Origin of the sequence: Actinomadura nitritigenes (genome assembly GCF_017573545.1) — a bacterium.
GTDB lineage: Bacteria > Actinomycetota > Actinomycetes > Streptosporangiales > Streptosporangiaceae > Spirillospora > Spirillospora nitritigenes.
On the sequence record NZ_JAGEOK010000003.1, the window covers coordinates 294,160 to 308,104 of the forward strand.

12 protein-coding genes and 2 pseudogenes are annotated in these 13,945 nt (G+C 73.6%); 1 reads left to right on the forward strand and 13 read right to left on the reverse strand.

Features of this window, described 5'->3' with window-relative positions:
* Positions 1-176: 176 nt before the first annotated feature.
* The 8 genes from J4557_RS05820 to rsmD all read right to left on the reverse strand — a co-directional run bounded on the left by J4557_RS05820 (position 177) and on the right by rsmD (position 6,294).
* Positions 177-503, reverse strand: coding sequence for an acylphosphatase (locus J4557_RS05820; protein WP_208265367.1), 327 nt, complete (start codon positions 501-503; stop codon positions 177-179).
* Positions 504-544: 41 nt separating this feature from the next.
* Positions 545-1,438, reverse strand: coding sequence for a bifunctional DNA-formamidopyrimidine glycosylase/DNA-(apurinic or apyrimidinic site) lyase (gene mutM, locus J4557_RS05825; RefSeq protein WP_208265369.1), 894 nt, complete (start codon positions 1,436-1,438; stop codon positions 545-547).
* A complete protein-coding gene (gene rnc / locus J4557_RS05830; RefSeq protein WP_208265491.1) occupies positions 1,431-2,237 on the reverse strand; it encodes a ribonuclease III in 807 nt (268 codons plus the stop codon). Before rnc ends, mutM begins: the two co-directional genes overlap by 8 nt.
* Positions 2,238-2,593: 356 nt before the next feature.
* Positions 2,594-2,773 carry a 50S ribosomal protein L32 gene (gene rpmF / locus J4557_RS05835; RefSeq protein ID WP_151545395.1) on the reverse strand — a complete coding sequence of 60 codons (180 nt, stop codon included), beginning with the start codon at positions 2,771-2,773 and terminating at the stop codon, positions 2,594-2,596.
* Position 2,774: 1 nt separating this feature from the next.
* Positions 2,775-3,419 carry a YceD family protein gene (locus J4557_RS05840; protein WP_208265371.1) on the reverse strand — a complete coding sequence of 215 codons (645 nt, stop codon included), beginning with the start codon at positions 3,417-3,419 and terminating at the stop codon, positions 2,775-2,777.
* Between the two features lie 185 nt (positions 3,420-3,604).
* A complete protein-coding gene (gene coaD / locus J4557_RS05845) occupies positions 3,605-4,087 on the reverse strand; it encodes a pantetheine-phosphate adenylyltransferase (protein ID WP_208265373.1) in 483 nt (160 codons plus the stop codon).
* 100 nt (positions 4,088-4,187) lie between these two features.
* The gene (locus tag J4557_RS05850; RefSeq protein WP_208265375.1) at positions 4,188-5,642 is read right to left on the reverse strand and encodes a penicillin-binding transpeptidase domain-containing protein; all 1,455 of its coding nucleotides are present in this window, start codon (positions 5,640-5,642) and stop codon (positions 4,188-4,190) included.
* An 85-nt stretch (positions 5,643-5,727) separates the two neighbouring features.
* Complete coding sequence (rsmD, locus tag J4557_RS05855; RefSeq protein WP_208265378.1) at positions 5,728-6,294, reverse strand: 16S rRNA (guanine(966)-N(2))-methyltransferase RsmD; 567 nt, start codon at positions 6,292-6,294, stop codon at positions 5,728-5,730.
* A 298-nt stretch (positions 6,295-6,592) separates the two neighbouring features.
* Between rsmD and J4557_RS05860 the strand changes: the two genes are divergently transcribed.
* On the forward strand, positions 6,593-7,561 hold the full coding sequence (locus J4557_RS05860; protein ID WP_208265379.1) for a hypothetical protein: 969 nt from the start codon (positions 6,593-6,595) through the stop codon (positions 7,559-7,561).
* 58 nt (positions 7,562-7,619) lie between these two features.
* Here J4557_RS05860 and J4557_RS05865 read toward each other — a convergent pair whose 3' ends face one another.
* The 5 genes and pseudogenes from J4557_RS05865 to J4557_RS49315 all read right to left on the reverse strand — a co-directional run.
* On the reverse strand, positions 7,620-9,362 hold the full coding sequence (locus J4557_RS05865; protein WP_208265381.1) for a serine/threonine protein kinase: 1,743 nt from the start codon (positions 9,360-9,362) through the stop codon (positions 7,620-7,622).
* A 293-nt stretch (positions 9,363-9,655) separates the two neighbouring features.
* Positions 9,656-10,516 (reverse strand): HEAT repeat domain-containing protein, encoded by an 861-nt coding sequence (locus J4557_RS05870; RefSeq protein WP_208265383.1) that lies wholly within the window; start codon positions 10,514-10,516, stop codon positions 9,656-9,658.
* Between the two features lie 65 nt (positions 10,517-10,581).
* Entirely contained in the window at positions 10,582-10,662 is an 81-nt protein-coding gene (locus J4557_RS52135) for a putative leader peptide (protein WP_372442199.1), read from the reverse strand.
* 50 nt (positions 10,663-10,712) lie between these two features.
* A pseudogene (locus tag J4557_RS52140) lies at positions 10,713-12,350 on the reverse strand (ATP-dependent DNA helicase RecG); the annotation flags it as partial.
* 1,071 nt (positions 12,351-13,421) lie between these two features.
* Positions 13,422-13,925: pseudogene (locus tag J4557_RS49315) on the reverse strand (OB-fold nucleic acid binding domain-containing protein); the annotation flags it as partial.
* Positions 13,926-13,945: the final 20 nt, after the last annotated feature.

The window sequence follows — 13,945 nt, forward strand, 5'->3', positions numbered from 1 at the left end:
ACTAAGGGTCCTCCACGCTGAGTAACCAGCAGGGATCGCGCACGAGAAGCATCTGAATCGGTGCGCGTATCGTCTAGAGTCGCACCGGCCGGTGTCCTGGTCAAGACGCACATCACAGGCCGGTAACAACCTTCCTCTACTAGTTTAGCAGGTAAAAACCGGAACCCCCTACCCGGTCACCGTTCCAGGAAACCGGAGGCCTCGCCGCGCGGCTCGCTCCACCGCCGCGTCACGCCGGTCACCTTCCCCGGGCGGTCCGGCGGGCCGGCGACGAGCGGCCGGCCGTCGAGCGGATCGGCCTCCAGCAGTTCCAGCAGCCGTTCGCAGTCCTTGCGGGTCCCCTCCGCCACGACCTCCACGCGCCCGTCGCTCAGGTTCGTCGCGCTGCCGGCCAGGCCCAGCTCCAGCGCGCGCGCCCGCACCCACCAGCGGAAGCCCACGCCCTGCACCCGGCCCCGCACCCATGCGGTCAGCCGCACCGTCTCCTGCTCCAGGTCCTCCATCGCGCCCTTCCCGCCCCCCTCGATCCCGAACGCGGGGAAGCCTAGTACCGCACTCGGCGGGGCTTGGGCTGGCACACCGGGCAGCTGTAGGACGAGCGGTTCATGAACTCGTCGCGGCGGATCGGCGTCCCGCAGCGGCCGCACGGCTCGCCACGGCGGCCGTACGCCTCCAGCGACCGCTCGAAGTAGCCGCTCTCCCCGTTGACGTTGACGTACAGGCTGTCGAACGAGGTGCCGCCGACGGCCAGGGCGGCGCCCATGACCTCCCTGGCGGCCTCCAGCACGCGCGCGGCCTCCGCGCGGGTCATCGTCTCGGTCGGCCGCGCCCAGTGCAGCCTCGCCCGCCACAGCGCCTCGTCGGCGTAGATGTTGCCGACCCCGCTGATGAGGGACTGGTCGAGCAGCGCCCGCTTGATGCCCGTCTTGCGGCGGCGCAGCGCCCGGTAGAACGCCTCCGCGTCGAACGCGTCCTCCAGCGGGTCGGCGGCGATGTGCGCGATCGGCTCCGGGACGAGCGCGCCGGCGTCGAACGCGTCCGGCACGAGGTCGGCCACCATCAGGTGCCCGAACGTCCGCTGGTCGACGAAGCGCAGGTCGTGGCCGCCGTCGTCGAACACCATCCGGACCCGCAGGTGCTTCTCGCGCTCCCGGTCCGGCTCCCCGACGAGCAGCTGCCCGCTCATCCCGAGGTGGGCGAGCAGCGCCTCGCCCGCGTCGCCCTCCGACTCGGCGCGCAGCGGCAGCCACATGTACTTGCCGCGGCGGCGCGGGGCGAGCACGGTCCGGGCGGCGAGCCGCCCGGCGAAGTCGGCCGGACCGGCCTCATGGCGGCGGACCGACCGCGGGTGCAGCACCTCGGCCGACGCGATCGTCCGGCCGGTCGTCCACCGCTCCAGCCCGCGCCGGACGACCTCGACCTCGGGGAGCTCAGGCACCGGCGAGCCCGGCCGAGCGCGATCCCTTCGGCCCCGCCTGCGGCTGGGGCTGCGGCCGGTCCTCCGGCTCCGCGGCGGCGCCCGCCTGTCCCGCGTGCCCCGCGTGCCCGGCCTGCTCGGCCGCCTCCCGCTGGACGACGATCTCGCGGATCGCGTTCCAGGCGGCCTCGGCGGCGTGCTGCTCGGCCTCCTTCTTGCTGCGGCCCTCACCGGACCCGTAGGTCGCGCCGCCGACCCGCACCGACGCCCGGAACGTCTTCTGGTGGTCGGGGCCGCTCTCGGCGACGTGGTACTCGGGGACGCCCAGCTCCTCGACCGCGGTCAGCTCCTGCAGCGAGGTCTTCCAGTCGAGGCCGGCGCCGAGGCCCGCCGAGCGGGCGATCAGCGCGTCGAAGAGCCGGTGCACGAGCGCGGACGCCTCGTCCAGCCCGCGGTCCAGGTAGACGGCGCCGATCAGCGCCTCCAGGGTGTCGGCGAGGATCGAGGCCTTGTCGCGGCCGCCGGTGCCCTCCTCGCCCCGGCCGAGCCGGATGTGCGCGCCGACGCCGAGGGCGCGCGCGACGCCCGCCAGCGCCCGCATGTTCACCACCGCGGCGCGCAGCTTGGCCAGCTGCCCCTCGGGCAGGTCCGGGTGGCCCCGGAACAGGGTGTCGGTGACGACCAGGCCGAGCACCGAGTCCCCGAGGAACTCCAGCCGCTCGTTGGTGGGCAGGCCGCCGTTCTCGTAGGCGTACGAACGGTGCGTCAGCGCGCGCTCCAGCAGATCGCCGGTGACCTCCACGCCGAGCGCGGCGGTCAGCTCCGCGCGGTCGGGAGCGGGATCGGACGACTTCTTGCTCACAGGCCCTCCTCGGAGGCCGGGCACCGCGCAGGGCGCGGTCGCCGCTGTGGCGCGGCGGCCGGGGAGGCCGCGACGGCGAGCAAGCACGACGCGTCCGGGTCGCCCCGGAAGGACGCCGTCCGCGAAGACGAGGTGCGCGCCGGTTCGGATGATCCCGGCGTGCACCACGGCTCCGGGCGCAGGGTCCGCGCCGCTCACCACGCCGACGTCACGCGCCGGGGTGGTCGGGGTTGCCGCGCGTCCGCGAGGGGCGGGCGCCCGCCCGCGCCGTTCGGCGCGCACGGGCGGATCCGCCCCCCGGGATGCGAAAAGGCTCAGGCCGACGGGGCGATGACCTGCCGCCGGTCGTAGGTGCCGCACGTCGCGCACGCGGTGTGGGGCAGCTTCTTGTCACGGCACGTCGGGCACTCGACGAGGGTCGGCGCGGTGGCCTTCCACTGCGAGCGCCGGTGCCGCGTGTTGCTGCGCGACTTCTTCCGCTTCGGGACGGCCACGTCAGCCCTCCTGCTTTCCTTGTTGGTCGACTGATCCACGGGGACCGGAGTCCCCGCGTCCCCCCTCGGGAGGCTCCGGCGACGTTTCGCCGGCGAGGTCCTGCAGCGCCGCCCAGCGCGGGTCGACGACGTCATGGTGGTGATCCGGGCCGACATCGGCCAGCCGTGCGCCGCACTCCGCGCACAGGCCGGGACAGTCGTCCCGGCACAGCGGCGAGAGCGGCAGCGCGAGCAGCACCGCGTCCCGGAGCACCGGTTCGAGGTCGAGCAGGTCGTCCTCGAGGCGGAGCTCGTCGTCGTCGGCGTTCCCGCCGGAGCGGGTGTCAGGATAGACGAAGAGCTCCTGGAAGTCCGCCTCGAAGGTCGAGGCGATCGGGTCCAGGCAGCGGGCGCACTCCCCCTCGAGGGGAACCGTCGCCGTGCCCGTGACGAGCACCCCCTCCAGCACCGCCTCGAGCCGGAGGTCCAGCTCGATCGCGGCGCCCTCGGGAACGCCCACCATCTCGACGCCGAAGTTCTCCGGAGCCGGCACGGACAGGCGCATCTCCCGCGACGACCCGGGTTGCCTGCTGAGAGCTCGGGTGTCGAGCACGAGCGGGGCGTTGGGATCGAGGCGAGTCAGCGGAGTCCTGCTTTCGTGAGGCATGGCGAACTGCGGCCGTCTTGATGGCCGATGTCCCAGGGTACCGAACACCGGCCGATGCCCCCAACTCGCGCCCCTCCCACCAGCGCCGCGGCCATCAGTGTCCGGTTGCGGGACGCCCCCGCACCTCCGGTAAGAGCCCCTGAGCGTCGCCTTCCGCTCCGCCGGTGCTCGGCTCCAGGCGCCGGTCAGGTCTGCTGCTGCAGCCGTTCCACGAGGCGGTCGTGCACGAGGTCGGGGACGAGGCCGGAGATGTCGCCGCCGAACTTCACGACCTCCTTCATCAGGCTGGAGGACAGGAAGGCGTACTCGGGGTTGGTGGCCATGAACAGCGTCTCCACGCCCGCGATGCGGTGGTTCATCTGCGCCATCTGCAGCTCGTACTCATAGTCGCTGACCGCCCGCAGCCCACGGACGATCACCGGGATGTTCTGCTCCTTGCAGTAGTCCACCGTCAGCCCGTAGAACTTGTCCACCTTGACGTTGCCGTACTCCTCGGTCACGGCCGTGATCATGTCGGCGCGCTCGTCGACGGTGAAGAGACTCTTCTTGTTCTTGTTGATCAGGACGGCCACCACCACCTCGTCGTAGAGGCGGGAGGCGCGGCTGATGATGTCGAGGTGCCCGTTGGTAACGGGGTCGAACGATCCCGGACAGACGACACGGCGCACGGCGCGAACCCCTTCGGTCCCGGTTTCTGACCTGCGGCGCGAACGTACCAAATCCGGTTCGGCCCGCTTTCACCCGGGCTGCTCGGTGGCCCGCCGCCGGTCAGCCGCCCAGCGCGTCGAAGATCTTCGCGGCGATCGGGCCGGACTCGATGCCGTAGCCCTCCTTCTCCGTCATGACCGCGACCGCGTACCTCGGGTCGGTGCGGGGGCCGAAGCCGATGAACCAGCGGTCGTTGTAGGGCTCGTTCTCCACGTCGGCGGTGCCGGTCTTGCCGCCGGCCACCGAGGTGCCCCGCAGCTCCTTGCCCGTGCCCTTCGCCACGACGGCTTTCATGAGGTCCTGCATCTGGCTCGCCTGGTCTGACGTCAGCGGGCGCGCCATCACCTTCTGGTCCGCCCGCTGGACGACCGACCCGTCGGCGGCCCGCAGCTTGTCCACCAGGTACGGCTGCATGACTTTCCCGTCGTTCAGCACGGCCGCGGCCACCAGTGCCATCTGCAGCGGGGTCGCGACGGTGCTGCCCTGGCCGATCGAGCCGAGCGCGCTGAGCACCGGCTGGCCGGTCTCCGGGAACGCGCTCGGCGCCGCGGACATCCCGTCGGCGATCTTGATCCGGGAGCCGAAGCCGAACCTGCCCGCCTGCTCGTGCACCGCCGCGTTGCCGGGGTTCTGCGCGCCCATGTACGCGAACGTGGTGTTGCAGGACTGGGCGTAGGCGTCGATGAGCGGGATCGGGTTCTGGTCGCATTCGCCGCCGATGTCGCCGGCGTCGTTGTTGATCGGCTGCCCGCCGCCCGGCGCCCGGTAGCTGCGCCCGGCGCGGACCTGCGAGTCCTCGCTCTTGCCCGCGCTCAGCGCGCTGGACGCGACGATCGTCTTGAACGTCGAACCGGGCGGGTACACCTCGCCGGTCGCCTTGTTCAGCAGCGGCTTGAGCGGCTCGGAGTTCAGTTCGTTGAAGGCCGCCTGGGCCTTGTCCCCGCTCAGGACCGACACGTCGTTGGCGTCGTAGGACGGTGTGGAGGCCATCACCAGGACGGCGCCCGTCCTCGCGTCGATGGCGACGGCCGCCGCGCGGCGCGCGCCGCTGGCCTGCAGCGCCTGGTAGGCGGCGCGCTGCGCCTTGACGTTGATCGTGGCCTCGACGGTGCCGCCGGGGATGCGCTTCCCGATGATCTTGTCGATGAGGTTCGTGGTGGCGAGCCGCGCGTCGCTGCCGTCCAGGAAGTGGTTCTCCGCGCCTTCGAGCCCGGTCTCGGTGAACGGCGAGAAGTACCCCGTGATGGGCGAGAAGACCTTGCTGTCGGTGTAGTGCCGCTGGTATGTCTTGCCGTCCGAGGTGAGCTCCGACCAGGCCAGCCGCTGCCCGTCGGCGACGATGGGGCCGCGCTCGACCTTGTTGCGGTTCTCCAGGCGGCGCGCGTTGAGGCTGCTGTCCCGCAGGTCCTGCGCCTGGAAGCCCTGAACGTAGGTGATGTTGGCGAGCAGGGCGACCGTCATCGCCAGCGCGACGACCCATGTGGCAGCCAAGGCCCGGTCGATCCCCGGTCTCATGCCCTGGCCCCTACCCCGCGCATGACGCCCGACCCGTCATCGCCGCCCACTCCCAGGTGATTCCCAGCGGCCGTTCAGGGGGCGTTCAGCCGCCGAGCGCCCTGCCGTACCAGAACACGGCCTCGCCGTAGCGCCGGTCGCGTTCCCCCTCGTACCCGTCCGGCCAGACCAGGTTATGACCCCGGACGGACCGCTCGACGACGACCAGCGCGTCCGGGGCGGTCCAGCCGTGGTCGCGCAGGTCTTCGAGCAGGCCGGTGACGGCGGCGTCGGCGAGGGCGTAGGGCGGGTCGGCGAAGACCAGGTCGTACGGCTCGTCCGGCGCGGTGCGGACGAGGCGCTCGACCTTCTCCCCCAGCGGGACGGCCCCGGGCAGCCCGAGCGCCGCGGCGTTCTGCCGGATCACCTTCAGCGCCCGCGGGTGCGACTCGACGAGCAGGGCGTGCGCCGCGCCCCGCGACAGCGCCTCCAGCCCCACCGCGCCGGACCCCGCGTACAGGTCGGCGACGCGCAGCCCGTCCAGCGGGCCGAGCAGGGCCTGCACGGTGGAGAACAGGCCCTCCCGCGCCCGGTCGCTCGTCGGCCTGGTGTCCCGTCCGGCCGGGACGGCCAGCCGCCGGCCCCCCGCACTCCCCGCGATGACCCTGCTCATCGGTCCAGTTTCGCAGGATCCGGTGCCCGGCCGCGCCGCCGCGTGCGCCGGGTTGCGGGGCGAAGCACCGGTCCGGGACTCCGGCCTGCCGGGCCCCGACCGGCCGTCCTGACTCGATCGACCGCCGCGGGTCGTTGCGGAAGGTGCACAAACGACCACCGAGACCGTTGTGAACCTGTCCCCAAATACGAGGGCGGCCGTTCACTTCGACTACCTGACGTGTCAACGTGCTCGCAGGTTGTGCAACCCGTACCCCTCCCCCTCAGGAGCATCCGTGCACCACGGTAGGAGAATCGCGGTGACGGCCGGAGCGACGGTTCTCGGCATCGCCGCCATGAGCGGCGTGTCGAACGCCGACGCCTCCCGTCCCCCCGCCCACCAGCCGTCCCTCCGGCTCGCGTCCGCCGCGCAGCCGGCGGGAACCCGCGAGCCCAAGGCCCGGAGGCATCCGGCCCGGCCCGCCGGACACCGCCTCCGCGCGAAGGGCCCCGCGCACAAGGTGAAGGTGAAGCGCGCCAAGCCGACCGCCCAGCCGACTGCGAAGGCGAAGCCGGCGGCGCCCGCGCTGGACCTGCACCTGACCGCCACCCTGGCCTACGACCGGCGCACGAACACCGCCGGCGCCGGCCTCGACCTGGGCGCGGGCGTCAGGACGCCGGACGGCGAGGTCGGCCTCCGGGTGCGGGCCGGCGCGAACGTGGGCCTCAACGACGCCACCCTCAATGCGGGTGCCCGCGTGGACGGGAACGTCAGAACACCGGCCGGGAGCGCGAACCTGAAGGTGAGGACCGGGGGAACCCTGTCGGCGGGACGGCGGCTCATCAGCGGCAACACCGAACTGGCCGCCGGGCTGGCGCCGGCGGGCGGCACGCCCGTGTCGGCGCACCTGAACCTCGGCGCCTGCGTCGGCGGCGGCTGTGAGCAGGCCCCCGCGCCGCCGAGCCCCCCGACCCCACCGCCGACCGAGCCGCCCACCTCGCCGCTGCCGCCGTCGCCGCCGGCGCCGCCCGCGGGCCCCACCACCCCGCCGAGCCCCTCCCCGGCGCCGCCCGCCCCGCCGTCGGCGCCGCTGCTGCCCGACCTGCCGCCCGCGCACGGCGGCGGACTCGGGTCCGGCGTCTCCGCGTCGGCGTACGTCCCGCCGAAGGGCCTGCCGTTCACCGGCACCGACGCGCTGCCCATCGCCGCGCTCGGCCTCGCCGCCGTCACGGCCGGGGTCGCGGCGATCGCCGCGACCCGCAGGCGGGCCGCGGCACGCGAGTCCTGACCCGCCTTCACGGTCCAGGGGCGCCCCGTGTCCGGAACGCCCCTGGACCGTCCCCGCTTCAGAGCCGCTGCGAGGACGCCACCGTCCACTCCCCGCCCGACCGCCGCAGCAGCAGGCGGTGGAACGAGACCGGGTCCTTGTCGGTGCACGCGCCCTTGCAGTCGCCGACGGCGACGAGCGCGGTCAGCCCCTGCGACCCGCCGCCCGCGCGCAGTCCCAGCTCCACCGGCGTCCCCGACGCGACGGCCGGGTCCCGGTAGACGGCGCCGAGCGCTCCGCGCGCCTGCGCGCCCGGCCACGGCAGGCCCGAGGTGTCGGCGCGCTGCGACCCCGCCTTGAGCGTGTAGAGGGTGTCGAGGAGCCACCGGTTCCCCTGCCGGACCATCGTCGCGCGCATCGGGTCCGACAGCAGGCGCGGCGAGGCGTCCTCGGCGCGCACCGTCCGCTTGACGAACGACAGCACGGTGACGCTGCCGGACGCCGCGCCGACCACCGCGGAGTCGACGACGTCGGTGGTCACCGACCCCTTCTTGTCCTGGAGCTCCTTGCGGTAGCCGCTCGCGGCGAGCTGCCGGTCGTAGTCGGCGCCGTAGCGCGGCGTCGACACCTGGTGCGCCGCCGCCACGTTCCGGTCGAGCGAGGAGTGGTCGAAGCTGAGCACCGACCTGACCGCCTCCGCGGCCGGCGCGATCGCCGCGTTCGCCGCGGCGGGCGGGCCCGCCTGGTCGGTGGACGCCGTGGCGGGCGCGTCCGACGAGCCGTTCGCCAGCACGGCCCAGGCCGTCCCGCCGCCCGCGAGGACGGCGAGCGGCACCGCCGCGAGCGCCGCGCGGCGGCCGACGCGGTGCGGCGGGCGCGGGACCGTGTCCGGCGTCGGCGGCTCCGGTCCGGTCCCCGCCGCCGCGAACCGGTCCGGCAGGGGCGGCGTGCGCCGGTCGCCCGCGAGCTGCGCGCCGGTCGTCAGCGCGCCGCCGGCCCGCGGCGCGGGCGGGACGTCGCGGCCGATCAGGTCGAGCAGCACCTGCTGCGCCTCGGGACGCCGCGCCGGGTCCTTCGCCAGGCAGGCGGCGACGGAGCCGCGCAGCGTCCCCGGCAGGGGCGACAGGTCCGGCTCGTAGTGCAGGATCCGGTTGAACACCGCGGAGATCGAGTCGTTGCCGAACGGATGCCGGCCGGTCGCGGCGAACAGCATCGTCGCGGCCCAGGTGAACATGTCCACGCCGGTGCCGAGCTCGGCGTCGGTCACCTGCTCGGGCGCCATGTAGGACGGCGTCCCGACGACGCCGCTGCCCCGCGCCGCCGATTCGCCGATCAACCGCGCGATGCCGAAGTCGATGACGCGCGGGCCGTCCGGCCCCATCAGCACGTTCGACGGCTTGAAGTCGCGGTGCAGGATGCCCGCGCGGTGGATCGCCGCGAGCGCGGTGACCGTGCCGATCGCCAGCCGGTCCAGGTCGGTGCCGGCGCGCGGGCCCCGCTCGCCGACCAGGCCGGTCAGCGACGGGCCCGGCACGTACTCGCTGACGACGTACGGCGTCTCGGCGGACACGTCGGCGTCGACGACCTGCGCCGTGCAGAACCCGGCGACCCGCTCGATCAGCTTCAGCTCGCGCTCGAACCGGGCCCGCCACTCGGGGCTGCGGCTCAGCTGCGCGCGGAGCAGCTTGACGGCGCCGTGCATGCCGTCGTCGCGGCGCCCCAGGTAGACGACGCTCTGCCCGCCCTCGCCGAGCCGTCCGAGCAGCTCGTACCGCCCCAGCCGCCCCGGGTCGTCCGGCCGCAGTGGGGCAACGGGCGTCATCGGCTCTCCTCCGTCGCGTGGACCGCCACGGGAACACCTACCCGCGCCGGCACCGTCCGGCCCTTACCTTCCGGTATCACGTTAGACGTCGGTGATCGTCCGTGAGTTCTCGGTTCCGGTGCGTTGCCGTGCTCGCCCAGGGGTCGGTCCCTGACGCCGCCGCGCAGGCCTTGAAGCGAGCAGGGCGCCCCACCCCAGAACGTCCCGCCCGCATCGAGACCGGCGCGGTGGAGGTGAGAGCGGGCCGCCGGCGCCGTGCCACGCCGGCGGCCCGCCCGCGAGCCCGCGTACGCCTACGCGAGCGCCCAGCGGACCTGGGTGCGCACACCCGGGTCCGGGTCGGTGAGGGACTCGGTGAGCGCCGTGACCACCTCGGGACGGTCCGCCGCCCACTGCTCGAGCGCCCGCACGGCGGCGCGCCGCACGTCCACGATCCGGTCGCCGAGGGCGCGGACGAGCGGCTGGACGGCGACGTCGGCGCGGGCCCGGCCGAGCGCCCGCACGGCGCGGCGCCGCACCTGCCAGCTGGCGTGCGCGGTCGAGGTGACGACGCGTCCCTCCAGCGGTCCGGGGACGCCCAGCTCCGCCGCCGCGTCGAGCGCGGCCATCCGGACGACGGGGTCGTGGTCGCCGAGCAGGTGCTCCAGCGCGGTGAGCGCGGCGGGGCCGGACAGCCGGGCGAGTCCCTCGGCGACGGCGACCCGCACCTCGCGGGACGGGTCGTCGGCCGCGTCGGCGACCTCGGGCACGGCGCCGAGCGCGACGAGCCCGAGCACGGCCTGGATCCGGATGTTCGGCTCGTCGTCCTGCAGGCCCTGCGCGTACAGCTCCCCCGCGCCGCGGGAGAGGACCGCGAGCAGTTCGGCGGCGGTGTCGCGGACGAGCCCGTCGCGGCCGCGGGCGGCGGCGAGCCGGAGCGCGCCGATGCCGTCCTCGCCGATGTAGAGCTCGGGCAGCCGGCGCAGGGCGTGGGCGGCGCGCCCGCGGACGTCGCCGTCCTCGTCGGCGAGCGCCCAGGCGAGGGTGTCGCCGGCGCCGCGCGGCGCGTCGCCGGCGCGGACGGCGGCGGTGAGCGCGGTGACCGCGGCGGCGCGGGTCGCGGGGTCGGCCGCGCGGAGGGACTCCTCCACGTCGTCGAGCCGGGTGATCGTCATGGTGTGGCCTCCTGGAAGCCGTCGGTCCTGGACGGGCCGGGCGGGCGCCCGGACCCCGGGCGGGATCAGCGACGGGAACACAGGGCGCTGGCCACGCGCCGCAGGTCGACGTGCAGCCGGGCGACGAGGGCCGAGTTCGGGGTCACACGGCCATCGTGGCGGCGATCCGGCAAAAAGTCAACTTAATCAGTAGGAATTATGTCTTTTCCAGGAAGCCGGCGCGGTCCTCGTCCAGCAGCGACGCCAGCACGGTCGCCAGCCCCGGATGGCCGGACAGGTCCGGATCGGCCTCGACCAGCGACGTCGCCTCCTCGCGCGCGTCGCGGATGACGTCCTCGTCGCGCTGCAGCGTCAGCAGCCGCAGGCTGGACGCGCGGCCCGCCTGCGCCGCCCCCAGCACGTCGCCCTCGCGCCGCTGCTCCAGGTCGAGCCGCGACAGCCGGAACCCGTCGGTCGTCGAGGCCACCGCGTCCAGCCGCTCGCGCGCCTTGCTCCCCGGCTCGGCGTCGGTCACCAGCAGGCACAGCCCGTGCAGCGACCCGCGCCCGACCCGCCCGCGCAGCTGGTGCAGCTGGGACACGCCGAACCGGTCCGCGTCCATGATCACCATGACGGTCGCGTTCGGCACGTCCACACCGACCTCGATGACCGTGGTCGCGAGCAGCACGTCCAGCTCCCGCGCGGTGAAGTGGCGCATCACCGCGTCCTTCTCGTCCGGGTGGAGCTTGCCGTGCAGCACCCCGATCCGCAGCCCGGACAGCAGCTCCTCCAGCTGCGGCAGCAGCTCCATGATGCCGAGCGGGGACCGCCGGCCCTCCTCGTCGGCGGCGACGGCGTCGCCCTCGTCGCCCTCCTGCTCCCCGATGCGCGGGCACACGATGTAGACCTGCCGGCCCTGCGCGGCCTCCTCCCGGATGCGCTCCCACGTCCGCGCGAGGAAGTTCGGCCGCTCCGGCGGCACCACGTGCGTCTGGATCGCCGACCGGCCCGCGGGCAGCTGCCCCAGCACCGACGTCTCCAGGTCGCCGAACACCGTCATCGCCACGGTCCGCGGGATCGGCGTCGCCGTCATCACCAGCACGTGCGGACGGCCGCCGTCGACCTTCTCGCGCAGCGCGTCCCGCTGCTCGACGCCGAACCGGTGCTGCTCGTCCACCACCACGAGCCCGAGGTCCGCGAACTGCACGGTCTCCTGCAGCAGCGCGTGCGTGCCGACGACGATCCCGGCCGTGCCGGACGCCGCGTCGAGCAGCGCCGCCTTGCGCGCCTTCGCGCCCTGCGACCCGGTGAGCAGCGCCACCCGCGTCGCGTGCTCGGCGCCGCCGATCTGCCCGGCCTGCGCCAGGTCGCCGAGCATCCCGGTGATCGACCGGTAGTGCTGCTGCGCGAGCACCTCGGTCGGCGCGAGCAGCGCCGCCTGCCCGCCCCCGTCCACCACCTGCAACATCGCCCGCAACGCGACCACCGTGTTGTGGGTCGGCGTCCATCCGTCCGTCACGTAGAGGCGACCGGGATGGGCGACGGAGATGCATTGGACCGCCTTGCGGCCGACGTACTCGATCGCGCGGACGCCCTTGCGCCTGCGCTCGTACTTCGTCCGCGGCTTCAACCGGCTCGCCTTGCGGGACAGCCGGAAGGGCGGGAAGTCGTTCGGCAGTGCGACGCTGGTCGTCCAGTAGGGCTTGCCCATCTTCATGGTCTGACGGCACCGGGCGTAGCCTCCGAGCGACCGGGTCAGCCAGGCGACGTCCTCCGCCAATCGCCGCGAGGCGGAGAGCAGGCTGACGTCCCTGCCCTCGGCTCGCAACGTACCGTCCGTGTCCAGCAGCCCTTGCAGCAGTGCATGCCGCTCTTTCGCCGGCGCGTGCAGATAGCCGGACGGTACGAACTTGTCGTACGCCCCCTTGCCGTAAACGCCCAGGCTCCGTAGGGCGGCGATGGCCGGGTTCCCCGCACCGCGACGCTCACCGAGTATCGACCAGTCGAGCGGACGATCCGGTCGCTGGACGAGCCTGCATCCATCGGGCACCAGTTCCCCTACCGCATCGACGATCTCCCGGTCCTGCGTCGATATCGCGAGCCGCCCGTACTTCATGAACCCGTCACCGAGCAGGACGCCCAAGAGGTAGGGGTCGAGCGGACGGGCGACCAGCGTGTCCAACTCGGGCGCCTCGACCAGGGGCAGGTACCACTTGCTACCCCCGGACTTGCGAAGCAGATCCTGGCGCAGTTCACGTGTCGTCAGGACCTTGAGATCACTCCCGCGGTGCCAGCCAGTGTCGGTCTTCACCGCCCAGAGATGCTCGTCATCGCATTCGACCGAGGTCCCGTCGGAGAACACGAGGCGGTAGACCTCCCGCTCGCCTTGCGGGAAGACACCCGTCACCACCGTGACCTCACCCTCGGGCGTGATCACCTCGTCCCCCGCCCGAAGGTCGCCCATCGGTCGAAATCCCCGGGGCGTCAACACGCCGGCGTCGAGTGGCTGGGCCTTCCCGGCTCCCACGTCGCCCTGGAGGAGGCGGTGCATGGGGTGTTCGAGGGCGAGGTCGGCGGCGATCTCGTCGCCGACCTCGCGCTGGCCCTTGGTCAGCTCGAACGGCAGGCGGGCGTCGAACTCGGCGAGGACGCCGCCGAACGACGGCGGGCGCGGCTTCGCCGGGAGGGCCGCGGCCGCGAGCCGGCGCTGCGCCAGCGCGACCTGCACGACGAACGCCTCGTCCCATTTCAGGCGGGCGCGGGCACGGGTCAGCTCGTCCCAGGACTTCGGCCGGTGGATGCCCTCGTACGCCTCGCGGAGGCCGATCAGCCCGCGGCGGCGCAGCAGCGCCTCGGGCATCGGGTCGCCGGGCAGGTCGAGCTGGTCCAGGACCATCCCGACCGACATGCCGATCGTCTCGATGTCCAGGCCCTTGGTCGACGGGTAGATCGGGATGATCTCGTCGGCCCATTCCTGCGCGGCCTGCTCGGCGGTCCGCTCCGCGACGACCTTGTACTGCGGGTGGGTGAGCTGCCGCTGGACGTTCCCGCTGCGCGGCCGGTAGGTGCTGATCTTGCCGGCGAACAGGCCGCGGGTGCCGGGCGACAGGTCCTTCTCGGGGCGGTAGGAGCCCTTGCGGCCGAAGAAGCTCAGCTTGAGCTGCCCCGTCCCGTCGGTGACGGTGATCTCCAGGACGTAGCCGGGGCTGCGGGTCAGCGAGCGGCCCTGCACCTTCACGACCTCCGCCATGACGGTGACGTGCTCGCCGTCCAGCAGCTCGTTCAGCGGCGTCAGCTCGCCCCGGGTGGCGTAGCGGCGCGGATAGTGGTGCAGCAGGTCGCCCGCCGTGTGCAAGTCGAGGCCCTTCTCCAGCACCTTGGCCGTCTTGTCGCCGAGAACCTTGCGCAACGGCTCGTCGAGATTCGCCACGGACCCTTTCTAGCCCATGC

Bases quoted from the DNA above. Each gene is read 5' to 3' on its own strand.
- J4557_RS05850 (WP_208265375.1), bottom strand. From the start codon at position 5,642: ATGAGACCGGGGATCGACCGGGCCTTGGCTGCCACATGGGTCGTCGCG.
- rsmD (WP_208265378.1), bottom strand. From the start codon at position 6,294: ATGAGCAGGGTCATCGCGGGGAGTGCGGGGGGCCGGCGGCTGGCCGTC.
- J4557_RS05870 (WP_208265383.1), bottom strand. From the start codon at position 10,516: ATGACGATCACCCGGCTCGACGACGTGGAGGAGTCCCTCCGCGCGGCC.
- J4557_RS05820 (WP_208265367.1), bottom strand. From the start codon at position 503: ATGGAGGACCTGGAGCAGGAGACGGTGCGGCTGACCGCATGGGTGCGG.
- J4557_RS05840 (WP_208265371.1), bottom strand. From the start codon at position 3,419: ATGCCTCACGAAAGCAGGACTCCGCTGACTCGCCTCGATCCCAACGCC.
- J4557_RS05865 (WP_208265381.1), bottom strand. From the start codon at position 9,362: ATGACGCCCGTTGCCCCACTGCGGCCGGACGACCCGGGGCGGCTGGGG.